Below are 15,435 nucleotides of genomic sequence, written 5' to 3'. Positions count from 1 at the left end.
TCTTTATCTACTTCTCGATAATAGTTCTGGCTAAATTCAGTGTACCACTACATCTTAAGCCATCAGCCTGAATCCATTGACTTAACGTTATACAGCGCAGGATGAGTTGATAAGCATAATGAAATAGCTTCATCCTTCTCAGAAAACCAAGAAGGGTTCATAACAACGGAACCGAATCTTTAGTACGCTGCCAAAATGACCGAAACTCCCCATCCCGAACTAAATGTTCATCAACTTTCTGGCATATCTCTTTCAACAAAAATAGCTGCTCTGGAGCACTTCTAAGAACTTCAGGAACCAATGAATACCAGATGTACACTATCTTCTCGGGTTCATTCTGCGCTAATTTTTTTAGATGATGAAGCATCTTTTTATAGCCCAAACTGGGCGCAATCGCCCTTATGTAAGGTGCTGCCCCCGATATATTTTTTTTCTCCAGCCCACAATCCAGGAGCCGAATAAGCATAGCGGGATTATTAATGACCCGTGGAACAATTTTCAAGGCAACCATTTGTATCTTACCTGACGGATGATTTAGAAGATATTCCATAGTCTCCATAATCTCCTGTTCCTGCTGTTTTCTGAGCAGAGTGACCAACTTATTAATCGCCTTTCCATCTGGAAGTTGAGAAATCAGTTCATTTAACATCATGATCCTTAAATTTATCCAACGGTAATCCCGACTGAGCAGCGGCATCAGCAGAAGGTTTGTAATGTCCCGATGCATTATCAAATTCCTTCAAAATGCCACGAGTACCGTCACTCCAACCAAATTTTACAGCACCGGCATAATCAACCTGTTGCGCCCCTCTTGAGATATCATAATGACCAGCTGTTGGATCTGAACTGGTGCGCGAAACATACGTTTTACCATCGATTGTGACATAGTCGTACGTTCCCTTAGCACGGTACATTGAACCATTTTGGCCCACTGTATACCACAATCCATCATTCTCAATAAGCTGAAAACGCTTGACTGGCTTCCAGGTATCATTGGCAAAAATAGGGTCAAGAGTTTGCGGTCTGACTATAATTTCGGGCGTATTTCCACTCGATTTTTTCTCATTTAAGTCATTCTTTCCCTTTGAATTTCCCCCCAATGTTCCGGCAGCAGCTGCGGCAATGGTCTCTGCGATAATATGTGATGCCTCATCAGATCCCCTTGCACGATCTATGGCTTGAAAACGATCAGATTCCAGACCAGGCATAACACCTTTCAGATATGAAAGTTCCTCAGCTTCGTCTGCTGATAAAGTGCCATTATCATGCGCCTTGTTCATCAGTTGGTCGATCCTTGACGAATAGTCGGCAATTAAATCGCTCATTTCGTGTGTGGCAGCGATACATGCCGTGGCCCCGTCACAATTTCTAATTCTGTCGGTCTGAATAGCAGAAATTTTTACGTACTTTTCAGTGATACTTTTCTCACATGCCTGATCTGACTTACATTCAGCTAACTCTTTCATACGTTGCTGATTTTGCATTAGAGTCAGAGCATTATTCTCCACCTCAACCTTCGCCGCCACCCCGCCGCTTCCCGCACCCGTCGAGCCGCCCACCGCCGCACCCGCGCCCATTCCGGCCAGCGTGGCGAGGTTAGCGACCAGCTCTTTCTGCTCCTGCGTCAGCAGAGCAGCACTTTTGCCATACAACAGCTGGCTAAGCGGTTCCGCACCAACCGAAGAGACCAGACCACCGGCGGCACCGCCAATCGCACTGCCGCCCTGCGCCTGGGCCAGCAGCCCGGAGACAACAGTATGCAACACCACGCGCATGGCTTCGTGTTCGCCAGAGGCCTGCTTAATCACCTGCGCCAGCATCGGTCCGCTGGCCGCCGCCAGTGCGCCGCCTGCGTTACCGCCTGCCAGGGCAGACAGTGCACCGACGATGGCATTAGCACCTATCTGGAAATTAGAACCAATGCCGTATTTGGCTTCTGCCTGCTTATACTCGTCAGAATTAAGTACCTTCGCTGTCAACGCAGCGGCACTCAGACTGTTAAAGTTGGGATCTTCTTTTGCAAGCCTGGCCAGCGCAGCGGCTTTGGCCTCCTCTTTTGCTTTCTCGGTGAGTATTGTGCTGGCATAGCCTATTGCCTGCTGCCCCAGCGCCGCCATCTCACGCTGCACGGCCAGATGGTCCCTCATCTTCTGCGCATCGAAGGTATGTTCCAGCGCGGCGTTAGCGTTGGCCGTATCGCGGCTTAAGGTCTCAATATCCTGTTTCTGCTGGGCAGCATCACGGATCTCGATAGTGCCCGGCGATATCGCGCTGATGGTAGTAGAGCTGGCGCTGTCTTTGACCTGCTGGAGTCCGGCGGCCGGCGGGCCTTCTGTCCCCCCTGCAACGTTAAAACCGGTGGCTGACTGCTTCGCCACATTATCAATGCTGCTCCAGCCCAGCGTACCGGTACTAAGGTGATTTTTATCGGCATCGGCCGTCGAAGCAATGATTGCGCCATCCAGTTGGGTATGGTTGCCGACAAATACATTGTAGCCGCCGCTGCCTGCTGCAATGCCGCTCTGCTGCTGTACCGAGGCATAGTTGTTATACAGCTGGCTGCCACTGATATTGGCACTGCCCTGAACGGTCGTACCCGCACAGATAGGCGGAACACAAATGCTGGCACTAAAACCGGATGAGCTGTCTTTACTGTCGTAGTTAGCCTTATCCTGCTGGCTGGCGATCAGCAGGTCGCGCCCGGCATTAACCTCCACCTGGTTACCCGAGAGGTTGCTGCCTTTCAGGACGATATCCCGACCGCTGTTGACCACCAGCTTGTCGCTGGCATCCACCACGCTGTTATGGTGCGTCAGGCCACTGCCATCGGCTTTGGCGCTACTCTGGCTGGCAGAAAGTTCGATGGTGAAACCGTTTTGACCACCGCCACCGCCCAGGCCGACGCCCGCACCGTACTGATTACCGCCGCTTTTTGACTGTTGTGAATAGATGTCCTGGGCAGAACTCAGGGCAATATCGCGCCCTGCATCCAGCGTGACGTTTTTACCTGCCACCTGCACACCCTGACCACTGATATCCTGATCGGCAGTCAGCGTCACATCCTGCACCGCCTTCAGTACCGTCCCCTGCTGTGCGACCTGTTCTGACTGCTGCGACTGGTGGCTACTGCCCACCGTTGTTTTCACCGTCACCTTTAAGGCAGCCGTATTTTGCGTAACGGTGGAGGCGATGGTTAACGCTGCCTGTGCGGCATAGATAGCCCGCAGGCGCGGGTCGTCGCTGCCTGACAGGCTATTAGTCATTTTTTCCGCTGCCTGCGCCAGGGTAACGGCATAACCCGACACTGATGTAGTAATCCCGTACTGCGCGGATTTACTGTTGCTACTGCTGTTGGTGCTGTCCTGTGAACTGCCCAGCACGATATTCTGACCGTTCACCTTCAGGTTGTTACCGGCATACACATCGCTGCCGTTCAGCGCCGTGTCACCCGCTGACGCTATCGTAACGTCACCCTGGTCGCTGACGATAGCGCTGCGCACCACGCTTTGTTGTTTACCGCGGCTCGCCTGCTGCCAGGCTGACTGCCCCCAGCCAAGCGTGCCGCTGTAGCCATCACTGCCCAGCGATCCGAGAGTACTGCTGCTGCCGCTGGCTTTCTCAACCTGTGAGTTTTCACCGCTGGTCGCCGTCACCTGGCCTTTGGTCGCCAGCACGCTGACGCCCCGGCTACCGGTTAGTGTGCTGCCCGCCAGCAGAATATTGCCCTCACTGCTGGCCAACGCCACATGGTTACCCGTCACGGATGAAGCATTCTGCGTCAGATACGTGCCGTCACTTTTGTTGCTGTCTTTTTGTACGCCAACCGGCGTGACCTGAGTCCCGTGATTGGGTGTGCCACCCACCAGGCGCGTCATGGCACCCGGGGTAGACATATCTGTGGTCACACTCCAGTTGCTGCTTTTACTGCTGCTATTGACCTTCTGGCTGTCTGTTGAGGCCACAACGCTGAGCTGATTTTTCGCCTCAAGAATGGCATCTTCCCCGGCGCTGATGCTGCTGCCCGCCACCAGGAGGTTGCCGCTGCCCGCCTTATTCTCTTTGCCTGTGGCATGCAGCTGGGTATTTCCGGCGGCCGTCAGCTGGCTGCCACTCTGGTAAACGCTGTCGCTGCTTTGCTGGCTGTTGGCTGAGGACCGGGTGTAGCTCAGTCCCACCTGGGCGGTGTCTCCCAGGGAAGCCCCCGTTTCAGTACTGAACGCTTTCACCTTCTGGAAGCCATTACCGGAGGAAGTGACGATATCGCGCAGGTTACGCACGGTATCCAGCGGCGTGCCGGTTAATGTCAGACCAAAGCCGCTGCTTTTTACTGTCTGAGACAGACTTTCACGGATGCGGTCCTCGCCAGAGATAATGGCGATGTTGGCCCCGGTAATGTCGATATGCCCGGTGGCCCGTGTGATGTCGTCAGCAGCACGTGCAGCAAGGACATCACTGCCTTTCACCGTCGCATTATTCCCGGCAACAATAATGACATTACCGGCAGAGGCCCCCACCAGGCTTCGTGCATCGCTCTGGGTGACTTTTGCCCCGTTGTATTCCGTTTTCGCCGACTGTTTGCCATAGCCAATACTGAGGCCGCCGCCCATCAGCCCGCTTTTTTTCACTTCGTGCAGACTGTAGGTCGATGCTCTCTCAGTGGCAGCCAGCACGTTAACATCATTACCCGCCTGAAGCGTGACGCTGCTTTCCGCGCCAATAGCTGCACCCGTTGCAGTGACATCATGTCCTGCCACCACAGAAATCGCATCGCCCGTCAGCTGCGTTCCTTTTGCTGTGGTCTTGTAATTTTCTTTAATGGTGTGGGTCGTGGTTTTCTTCAGGAAGCCTTTCTTGGTAGTGACTTCTTCTTTAAAGGCGTAGTCACTCTCTTGCGCGCTGTTCAGATTGACGTCACGGCCGGCCTGAAGTGCAAGAAGGTCGTCGGCTTTGACCGTTGCAGCATCACTGTTAATATCCCGCCCCGCCTGCACCGCAGTATTGCCGCCGCTGGCAATCTCCGTGCCCTGCTGGCGCACCGCTTCGTGGATTTCCGTGCGTTCGCTGCTGCGGTAGCTGTCACCTTTAGTGGTGGTGGCTGCCAGCAGATTCACATCCCTGCCCGCCTGTAATGTCACATCGTTATCGGCCACCAGGCCTGCCGCCTGGCTGTTCAGATCGCGGCCTGCCCTGAGCGTCAGATCATTGCCGCTGGTCAGCGTGGTGCGATCCTGACCGGTGACATGGTTTTCCCCTTTGCCCTTGCTGCTGCGCTGCGCGGTGTCTGCTGCGTTCAGGTTGAGGTCGTGCCCTGCCGACAGCGACAGATCCTTTGTCGCGCTGATGGTGCTGGCGGTGGCGCTGAGATCGTTTCCGGCGTTAAGAGTTAATGAACCTCCCGCAGAGAGATTGCTGCCGACGTTGTCGACCTTGCCGCTGCTGGCGATGTTTTTGCCTGCATACCCGGTATAGCGACTGCTGCTGGACGTCTGATTGGCATTGATAGCAATATCGCCTGTCGCATCCAGTTTCAGATCGCCGCCTGCCGTCACCTTGCTGCCGGTGACCGCAATATCCTTGCCCGCTTTCAGCGTTACGCCCTGCTGTGCGCTCATCGTCGCCGTTGTGCCCAGCTGGGTCTGGCTCATTGCCGCACCGGAGCCAAGCCAGCCTTTGCTACTGGCGTTCCACTGCGTGGCCAGCGTCTGGTTATTAATACTGCCGTCGAGGCTCTCCAGCGCCAGTGTTTTGCCACTGATGGCCGAACCGATATTGTTGATATCGCCCAACGCGCTGAGGTTCATATCCCCGGCAGCGCTTATCAGGCCTGCGTTCAGGTTACTGATGCTGTTCTGGCTGTTGATATTCAAATTGGTTTTGGCGGCCAGCGTGCTGCCATTGTTGGTCAGCGTTCCGGCGTTGAGTTCCACCGAGTTAGCGGCAATCACGCTGCCGCTGTTGACGGTAATATCCTTCGGTGACAGATAGAGCTTTGGCACCATCACGGTTTCGCCGTTAATCTGCGTCGCTTCCCACCAGACAATGCTGTGGTCAAGCGCAGCAACCTGTTTTGCATCCAGCGATACGCCAAATTTTAATCCCAGCGACTGCTGTGCACTGGCGGCGTTATCCAGCAGATAACGCATCTGTTCCAGGTCGGAACCCACTCCGTTCAGATAGCGGTTGCCGGTCTGATTAAGCAGCGCATTGCTGACATAGCGGGTATCAAAGGCCGCATCACCCAGCAGACGGTAGTCGTAGTCAGGCTTAAGATTGAGGCGATCCAACAGGTAGGACGATCCAAGGAACTGTTTCTGGTCGGTGTAAGCACTGCGCGTTTCCTGCGGTGCGCTGCCCGGCTGTTTGCCCAGTAACGCATTGAGATCGCCAAACAGGTTGTGATCCAGCTTGCCCAGCCCGTCGAGCTGCGGGTTGGTGACGATCAGATACGGGCTTTTGGGATCGCTGGCAGGAACGAAATAGCCGTTATTGCCGGTGGGCAGTGGCCACGCGCTGGTATCCACACTCTGAGCTACTGGCTGCTGCAACGAGGCCGGTTTTTTGGTAAACAGCGAAGTGCCGTTGTTGTTATTCGTGCGCTGATCGGCCAGCGTCGCCAGCGGCTGACCGTTGCTGTCCAGGGCTTTGCCACCACTCATTTGTTGCAGGGCTGACTGGATCTGCGCCTGCCACTGGGGTGAATTAACCGTCACTTTTTCAGTGCCGGACAGAGCCTGTTTTTCTACGGCACTGCCGATACCCTGCTGGCTGAGGGTATTGAGCACGGGTTTTGCCAGGGTACTGGTGATCGTGCCGGTATTGGCACGGGTAGTCGTATTGCTGACGTTACTGGTGAAGCTGGTGGTCAGTGCACCACCGGCCTGGATCACGGCCGTGTAAGCCGTTCCGGATTTGGTTGTAAACTCAGGCCCTCCGCTAATTTCAAAACGGAAATTACCCGACGTAATAGGTGTTCCACCTCCTGCTATGTCAGTTTTATTAACATAGGTCTGGTATCGCGAAATGATTCCGTTTTCTACGGAATCATTGTTAAGCTGATTTCCCGTGAGCTTAATCCTGTTGCCTGCCAGTAGCGAACTTGCATTATTTTCAAGATCGCCCGCTCTTACAATAAGATCACCCGCTGCGGCAATACGTGATGCCCCGCCATTTGCGGTGGCTGTTATTGATTCTGTACTAACCAACTGCTTACGAGTTTTATCTTCTTTATTTTTCAAACTGGCCGTATAGCTATTGTGACAACTATCATTACGCCCACCACCACACCCCCTCATATTCTCGTAAAGAATATCCTGTGGGTTAAAACTGCTTAACGGCACATCAACATAGCCCGCACTGGCATCGATTATATTAGTAATCTGGCGAACAACGGTCAGCCCGTCGCGCTGATTAAGCAGATGCGCGGTGGCCATCGTAATATCGCCGTTGCGCGTCTCAATGGTGCCGGAGGTGTTAATGATTTCACTGTTGGCATTGCCTGCGGCATCACGCTGCATCCACAGGTTGTTGTCGGCAAGAATATCGCCACGCTGGTTGCGGATGCTGTTGGCCTGCAGACGCATATCCTGGCCGGCATAGAGTAAGGCTGTGTTAATGATGCTGCCCGGTGCCGTCAGCGTCAGTGACCCACTGGTTCCGGTAAAGCCGGCGATATTGATATCACCACGGCTGGTCAGCGAGATATCGCCCCCGCCCTGCACGCTCCCGGCGTCATTGAGGTTGATCTGGCTACCGCTCAGGGTACTGGTTCGAGTGCCGGAGGTGATTTTCCCACTGTTGCTGAGGAGGCTCCCCGCGCTGAGATTCACGCCCTGCCCCTGCATCACGCCCTGGTTGTCGATGGCACCATTGCTGGTGACCGTCAGCTGATTGCCTGCCGCCAGTGTGCCGCGATGCGTGAAGGCGTTAGCCAGTGTGGCCGTCACATCCCCAAGGGCCACCAGTTGACCGGTGGGGGAGAGTTGGTTGGCCTTCAGCGTCAGATTACCGCCACTCAGCAGTTTGCCGCCGTCCTGTTGCTCGACATTTGCGGCAGTGACATCTAGCTGCTGGTTGCCGAGCACGGTGCCGCTGTTGTTCAGTTGCTGATAGTTAACCGTCAGTCGATCGCCCTGAACACTGCCCTGATTGATCAGACTATTGCCGGTAAAGGCGCCCTGCTGTTGCGCCAGCAGCGTGCCTGTATTCTCTACCTGCGCCGCCTTGAGCAGCAGATCGGTCGCCTGTAACCAGCCCCCGTTATTCAGCTGCGACGCGTTAAACGTCAAATCATCGCTGAAAAGGAGTTTTCCGTTATTCTGTGCCGTTCCGGTGATATCCAGCCGGGTCTGTTTCCCCCCCTGAATCACACCGTCGTTGGTCATCTGCGCCGCCTGCAGCGTCAGCGCCTGCTGGCTGAACAGTATCCCGTTCTGATGATTGGTCAGGCGATCGCCGAGGACCAGCGTCAGCCCGTTATCCCCCTGTAACCTGCCGCTGTTCTCCAGCGTGCTGCCGTTTATGGCCAGCGTGTTGCCCTGAATACGTCCGGCATTCTCTATTGAGGTCGCATTCACGCCCAGCGCACCGCCGCTTAACAACGATCCGGCCTGCTGCTGTTTTAGCGCACCCGTCAGGCCCAGGGTCAGGTTATCCACCCCACTGATGGTGCCCTGGTTATCCAGCGTATCGGCCGTCAGCGCGAGATTTTTAGCCGTCCACTGCCCCTGATTGCTGAAGGTGGCGGCATGCAGTAACGCTTCTCCCTGCGCGCCGATCTGGCTGTTGGCAGCGGAGGCCAGCGTATCACTCAGCTGCAACTCCAGGCTGTCGGCGCTCTGTATACGGCCCTGATTGCTCAGCGTGCGGGCGTTGGCGACAATATCCTGCGCCTGCCAGATGCCGTCATTACTCAGGCTGTCGCCGTTTATTCTCAGAGTGCCCTGGGTCAGCAGCTTACCGCTGCCGCTATAAATACGTTGCACTGCTGGTGTTGCCGCCAGCGCCATGCGTGCCACAGCGGCGGGGAGAGAGCCGAGGGTCAGGGCCTGCAACCCCACCAGCGTGCCGTTGTTGGTCAGCGTTGCGGCGTCTACCGCCAGCGTGCTGCCCTGCACCGCGCCCTGATTAGTGAAGCCAGTGGCACGCAGCGTCACAGCATCTTCGCCGAGCAGCTTGCCGATATTGTTCAGCGTCGCAGCATCAAGCTGAATGCCGCCCTGGCTTAAAATCTCACCCGCATTCGCCAGCGTATCCCCGACCTGTGCCGAGATGCCTGCGCTGCCGATGGCCGTTCCGAGGTGCTGCCAGCTCTGCGCCGTGACGCTAACCTGCGCCCCCTGCAGGGTGCCGTCAGTGGTCAGCGTATGGCTGCTGAGTTCCAGCATGCCTCCGCTCAGGGCCTGCCCGCTGGCGCTCTGCGTCAGTTGCCCGGCGGTGACGCCAAGGTGTTGATTACCCTGCCACAGGCCGCTATTGCGGAGGACATTACCGCTGAGTGCCAGATCCTGCGCGGTAATTTTTCCCGTATTCAGTAAGCTGTCTGCGCTGACCTTGCCGTCTGCCAGGCTACGGATCTGTCCACTGTTATCCAGCGAGGTGCTGTCAAGCGTCAGCCGCTCATCGCCCTGCATCAGGCCGCCGTTGATCAATGACGTCGCGTTCAGCGCCAGCGTGCGACCTGCCAGCAGCTGGCCCTGGTTATTCAGCTCGCGCGCCGTCACATCAAGCGCTTCGCTGATTTGCAGTAGCCCGTCATTGCGCAGACTGTCGAGCGTCAGCGTCAGTCCGCCGGAATCAATCAGCGCACCGCTGGCAGTATTGACCAGTTGCCGTGTGCCTAACGTCAGTGCGCGGTTAGCCTGCAACAGGCCGCTGTTGGTCAGCGTCTGCGCAACCGTCAGTTCTCCCTGATGGTTCATCAACAGCGTGCCGCTGTTATTGAGATTGGTGCTGCTCAGTACCAGGTGACCAGCTTGCAACTGACCACCATTATTCAGCGTGGTGCTGGTCAGTTCGGCGCGGTCGCCACTCACCAGGGTGCCACCCGCGAGGTTATCGATCGTTGCGCTGTTCACCACCAGCGTATTATCACCCTGCATCCAGCCACGGTTCACCAGGCTGGCACTGTTCAGAGTCAGAGCAGGCGTGACCATCTGCCCGTCATTCACCACCGTTGCCGCATCAATGGCCAGACTGCGGGTGGCATTCACCTCCGCTCCCTGCTGGTTAGCAAACTGCTGAACCAGCGTCAGGGCCAGCACCGCCCCCTGAAGCGCACCGCCGTTGTTCAGGCTATCGCCGTCGATGCTCAGCGCGCCATCCGAGACCATATCGCCCTGGCTGGTGATAGTGTGCGCCTTCAGGGCCAGACTGTCGTTGCCCTGCAAGGTGCCACTGTTTTCGATGCGATCGCCCGAAACATGCAGTGTCGCCGCCGCCATCTGTCCGGCATTATCCAGTGACTGGCTGACGGTCGTCAGCTGCCCCTGTGCCAGCAGCAGGCCACCCTGCTGATTGTGCAGATCGAGATAATCCGCGCTGAGATTGTGCGCGTTAATTTCACCCTGGTTAAACAGGCTGTCACCGCTCAGGGTCAGATCGCCATCGCTGGCGATCAGCCCGGCGTTATTCAGCCGTGCGGGACTCAGTGCAAGGTCACCTGCGCTGTGCAGCGTGGCACCCTGTAGGTTATCGAACAGATCGGTCTGCAATTGCAGGCTGCGGCTGCCATCCAGCAGGCCGCCGTTGGTGAGGTGCTGTGTGCTGAGCGACAGTTCGGGCGCCACCAGGGTGCCGTGGTTATTCAGGCTGTCGGCGGTCAGGGCGATGCGCGCCGCGTTACTTTTGCCGTTATGGTTCAGGGTGGTGGCGTTGACGATGAGGTCACCGCGCGCGGCGTGGGTGCCGTTTAGCGTCGCCTGCTGCGCCGCCAGTTTGAGGTTACCGCCGCTTTGTACCTGCGCCGTGCTCTGGGTCGTCAGCGTCCCGGCATTCAGCGTCAGATCGCCGTCTGCGTTAACCTCCCCGCCCAGCTGCATCTGGTCGGCCTGCAGGTCAATCGCCTGCTGGCTGGTGATGCGTGCGCCCTGCTGCTGATTCAAACCGTCGCCGCTGAAATACACGCCGCGATCGCCCGACAGCAGGCCCTGCTGCTCCAGTTGCCCGGCACGCATCGACAGTAAACCGTCGCTGAGTATTTCTCCCTGAGCGCCCTGCGTCAGCCTGTCGCTGAGGGTCAGGCTGGCCTTCGTTTTTGCACTGAGCGTGCCGTTCTGCTCAAGCTGGTCGCCAGTGAGGGTTAACGACCCGCCGCTCAACATCTTTCCCTGATTTTTCAGCTGGCTGCCGCTGACCGTCAGGTCGCCGCTGCTCTGCATTGTGCCGCTGTTACGTTGCGTGGTGGCGCGGGCACTCAGGTTTCGGCTGGCATTCAGCGCACCGCGGTTATCCAGCGCGTCCGCGTTAAGCGTAAGATCCTGTCCGGCGGTCATCTGACCCTGCTGCGAGAGCAGGGTGGTCGCGGTGGCCCGGATATCTCCGGCTGCGTTCGCCTGGCTGGCGCTATCCAGCGTCAGCGCATTGCCGCTGAGCTGAATATCCCGGCCCGCCGTCAGTTTGCCGCTCTCCAGAGCCCCTGTTTTCCCGGCGTTGATTATCACATCCCGATCGCTGACCAGCGCCGCGTTTTTCAGCGCCACGTCACCGTCACTGCTGACCGTGATGTCGCCACCGGCTTTATGATCGCCGCTGAGCGCGACCGTCCCAGCCCGGACGCTGAGCGCACCGCTGGCCAGACTGTTGTTCACCGTCAGTTTGCCGCTGGCATCCAGGGTGATATCCCCCTGACGGGCATTAAGGTTGCCAAGGTTCACCCCCACGCCTTTGTCACTCGACACCAGGCGGATGCGGTTGGCGTACATGCCGCCCAGCGCGCCCGTATCCACCGCCACCGAGGGCTGCGGGTCCTGAGATCCCTGCGCAGTGACCTTGCCCTGCGCATCAACGCGGTTCGATCCGGCAATCACCGTCAGATCCCGGGCATGGATATCGGCGTTGATTTCAGTGGCGCGTGCGATAATGGACAGCGCATCGCTCTGGCTGGCATTCAGCCCCTGCCCTTCAACGATGATAGTGCCTTTAGAAACCGCCAGGCTGCTGACGTTGCCCTGGCTGTCAAAGCTTGGTTTCCCGGTGGTTAACGTCACCTGCGGCGTGTTGATAAAGCCGCAGCCGTTACAGGTGATCCCGTACGGGTTAACCACCATCACGTTCGCGGCCTTGCCCGCCACCTCGGTAAAGCCCTGCAGCTGCGAGCGGTTGCCGCCAACCACCTCATTGATGATCCCGCGCGCCTCTTTTCCTGCCTTCAGGTTCGGGTTGTTCTGGATCAGCCCGCCCAGCTGGGTCTGCGTCAGCCTGTCGGTGGCGTTATTGAGGATCAGCCCCGGTTTGCCGACATTGTAATCACTGAACTGGTTATGGGAGATCCCTGCCTGGTTTGGCGTGGCGATATTCAGCACCGGTACGCCGTTGGCCGCCTTGTCCATCTGGCTGCCCGGGGTCACCGGGGTGATGGCGGCAGCCACCGCTGGCAGCAGCGGCTGCCCGGCAATCAGCGTACAAATCAGATAACTCAGCAGACGCTGAGAACGGCGAACCGGTTGCTGATGATTGTCCATAATCCTGGCCTCTTAAAAAATCAGTGAGATGCGGTACTGCACGGTGAGGTGATCGGGCGCCAGCCAGTCCGGATAATCCAGCGGCGTGCCAACGGTAAACTGCGTGGAGAAATAGCGCTGACTGGTAGTCAGGCCCACGGCGCTGCCCCACAGGGTGCCCGCCGCCCAGGGGTCGAGGCGGTCGCTGTGCAACCAGCCACCGTCCAGCGCCGCCAGCGCGCTGACCTGCCCCAGACCCGGCAGGGTAAACAGGGCGTAGTTCAGCTCATTACGCCAGTAGCCCCCGTTATCCCCGGAGAGATACTGCTCTTTAAAGCCGCGTACCGAGCTTTCACCTCCCAGCGTCAGGCGCTCGCTGCCGTACAGACGGTCCGGTGACCACTGGCCGTAAAAGCTGCTTAACCACCACAGGCTGTGGGTGACAGGGAGCTGATAGCTACCGTTCAGGCTCCATTTACGAAATTCTGCCTTCGGCAGATCTCCGTTTTTCCCCTCATCGCTTTCCGCCGAAAACCACGGCATTCCCCGCGTGAACATCGGGTTCAGGGTGGCGATACCGCCGCCCAGCTTCTGCGTATGATTAATACCGATTTGCAGGCTGGAGAGTTTGCGGCTGCTGCTCTGCAACGGCGCATCGTTCAGCCAGTTACGACTGATGCGATGAGTAATGCCCAGCGACAGGCCGGTTTTGATATCGCTGTTGCGGTACAGCCCCTGGTAAAGGCCGAGCCGGTGGGTTTTGGTGTCACCGCGTGACAGCCAGTCAAAGCCGTTGTTGTTGATGGTGCTGAGGTAGTTGCTCCAGCTGTAGCTGTAGTCCAGCAGGCCGTAGCCATAAGGCACGCTGAACCCGGCCTGGAAATTTTGCGCATCGCGTGCGCGGGAAAATGCCGAGCTGCGACCACCGCTGATAAACCAGCGGTCAGCCAGGCCCAGCGGATTGTTTGCCGTCAGCGCCCCGCTGAGTTGCCCGGTTCCGGTACTTTTCTGCCCGCTGTTATCAAAGCCCGCGGAGAGACTGAGGGGAAACTCCGGGGTGGCGGTCAGATTCACCACCGAGTACCCCGGCTGGTCAGCGGGCAGGATTTCAATCTGAACCGGCGTGGTACGCAGGCGATTAATCTGTTCCATTCCCTGTTCGATATCGCGCAGATTAAGGATTTTTCCTTCGAGCCCAGGGAAAGCCATATTCAGTTCACGCGCCGGGGAACCGTTAAGACGAATATGCTGTAATTTGCCTTCCAGCACCGCCAGTGTTAATTCCCCCCCGGAGAGATCCTGTTCGGGAATAAACGCGCGGCTGGTGATATAGCCACGGCTGATATACCAGTCGGAGATGCTGTGGGTGAGCTGGCTGATACTGGCCATGTCCAGACATGAACCCTGCCAGGGTGCCAGCAACTGCTGCTGGTGATGGGGGGAAATCAACGTCACGCCGGTCAGACGCAGCGTATTGATCCTGAAGCAGGGGCCGGCAGAGGGCAGCACCGGGCGCGGAGGCTGCGCGGATGGTAATGCCGTGCTGCGCTCCAGCTCATCACGCTGCTGCTGGTTCTGATCGAGGATTTGCTGCTGTTGCTGGCGTACGGCGTCACGATCGGCCGGGCTGAGCATGGCCGCTGAAAGAGTAAAACACGCACCCGCCAGCAGTAATGCCGTCAGTGTCCTTACCGGGGTTAACATCATCATGATATAAGTTAAATAAATGTGAATAGGGGAAGAATTCAATGCGCACAGATTACCTGCTGTGAAATAAGAATAAACTTAATTCATTCAGTTTGAATACTCCCTCCAGTAATTTACGTTAAGTCAATAACACAGGCTGATTTAATTAAAATAGAAAAGATGAAAAATAATAAAGGCCGTTTACTGCTGATGTATTTAAGTAAAATTTACCCATTCAAAGATTGACCAGATATCGCTAAGCGACAGAAATTCTTGTCAATCGGCCTCATGCACGGTACACAAAATTTCTTCTTTACCGCCTTGCATCCTGACGCACAGCGACAACAATTACTCTTTACCAATAAAACCAGGGAGATGATCATGACACTTTATGCCACGCTGGAAGAAGCCATTGATACGGCTCGTGAAGAGTACCTTGCTGCCAATCCGGAGGTCGACGAAGATGACGCCGCGGTGAATCAGTTCAATCTGCAAAAGTTTGTGATGCAGGATGGGGACATTATGTGGCAGGCGGAGTTTCTCACCGAGGATGGAGATGAAGGCGAGCTTGTGTCGCTGTACAGCGGTGAAGCCGCGCAGGCCATTTTTGACGGTGATTTCGACGAGGTCGAATTGCGAAGCGAATGGTTGCCTGAAAATACCCTGCATGAATGGGATGAAGGGGAATTCCAGCTTGAACCGCCTGCCGACAGCGAAGAGGCCGAAGCGGCAGCAGAAGAGTGGGAAGACAATAATACGGATGCCGATAACCGTGCCTGAGGTACGGTAAAAGGGATTACTCGTAGGGGCCGTGGTGCGCATCCACCGGTAACAACAAGGTATCCACCACCAGCGACAGCGGCAGGTCGATAATGGTGATCACGCGCCACGCCGTATCACGCACATCCCACTGTACGCCGGGATAATACTGATTGCCGTGCCCCTGTCCGGGCACGGTTCTGCTGATAATACTGCCACACCCGCTCAGTACCAGCACACTGACTACCAACATCACACCGCGTAAAAACATGCTCACCACATTATTCCCGAATAAAAAACGCACTATCTTACCGTCTGTACATCACAGCACCAT

At 56.6% G+C, this 15,435-nt stretch carries 5 protein-coding genes; 1 reads left to right on the top strand and 4 read right to left on the bottom strand.

Features of this window, described 5'->3' with window-relative positions:
* Positions 1-157 precede the first annotated feature (157 nt).
* The 3 genes from WH277_RS14065 to WH277_RS14055 are packed head-to-tail and all read right to left on the bottom strand — an operon-like array spanning position 158 to position 14,366.
* Positions 158-652 carry a hypothetical protein gene (locus WH277_RS14065; protein ID WP_339505807.1) on the bottom strand — a complete coding sequence of 165 codons (495 nt, stop codon included), beginning with the start codon at positions 650-652 and terminating at the stop codon, positions 158-160.
* Positions 639-12,677, bottom strand: a complete 12,039-nt coding sequence (locus tag WH277_RS14060) for a hemagglutinin repeat-containing protein (RefSeq protein ID WP_339505806.1) — start codon at positions 12,675-12,677, stop codon at positions 639-641. Before WH277_RS14060 ends, WH277_RS14065 begins: the two co-directional genes overlap by 14 nt.
* Positions 12,678-12,689: 12 nt before the next feature.
* On the bottom strand, positions 12,690-14,366 hold the full coding sequence (locus WH277_RS14055) for a ShlB/FhaC/HecB family hemolysin secretion/activation protein (RefSeq protein WP_445235317.1): 1,677 nt from the start codon (positions 14,364-14,366) through the stop codon (positions 12,690-12,692).
* Positions 14,367-14,723: 357 nt separating this feature from the next.
* Here WH277_RS14055 and WH277_RS14050 point away from each other — a divergent pair, with 357 nt between their 5' ends.
* Positions 14,724-15,122, top strand: coding sequence for a MysB family protein (locus WH277_RS14050; protein WP_167864368.1), 399 nt, complete (start codon positions 14,724-14,726; stop codon positions 15,120-15,122).
* A gap of 16 nt (positions 15,123-15,138) precedes the next feature.
* On the opposite strand, the gene WH277_RS14045 is transcribed toward WH277_RS14050, so the two are convergent.
* Positions 15,139-15,372 (bottom strand): YceK/YidQ family lipoprotein, encoded by a 234-nt coding sequence (locus tag WH277_RS14045; protein ID WP_374760123.1) that lies wholly within the window; start codon positions 15,370-15,372, stop codon positions 15,139-15,141.
* Between the last annotated feature and the right edge of the window lie 63 nt (positions 15,373-15,435).

The organism is Erwinia sp. MYb416 (assembly GCF_037479575.1).
Classification (GTDB): Bacteria; Pseudomonadota; Gammaproteobacteria; order Enterobacterales; family Enterobacteriaceae; genus Erwinia; species Erwinia rhapontici.
This window is presented reverse-complemented; position numbering and strand designations above follow the sequence as displayed.

Excerpts from the sequence above, each read along its gene's own strand:
- WH277_RS14065 (WP_339505807.1), bottom strand. The coding sequence starts at position 652 with ATGATGTTAAATGAACTGATTTCTCAACTTCCAGATGGAAAGGCGATT.
- WH277_RS14050 (WP_167864368.1), top strand. The coding sequence starts at position 14,724 with ATGACACTTTATGCCACGCTGGAAGAAGCCATTGATACGGCTCGTGAA.
- WH277_RS14045 (WP_374760123.1), bottom strand. The coding sequence starts at position 15,372 with ATGTTTTTACGCGGTGTGATGTTGGTAGTCAGTGTGCTGGTACTGAGC.
- WH277_RS14055 (WP_445235317.1), bottom strand. The coding sequence starts at position 14,366 with ATGATGATGTTAACCCCGGTAAGGACACTGACGGCATTACTGCTGGCG.
- WH277_RS14060 (WP_339505806.1), bottom strand. The coding sequence starts at position 12,677 with ATGGACAATCATCAGCAACCGGTTCGCCGTTCTCAGCGTCTGCTGAGT.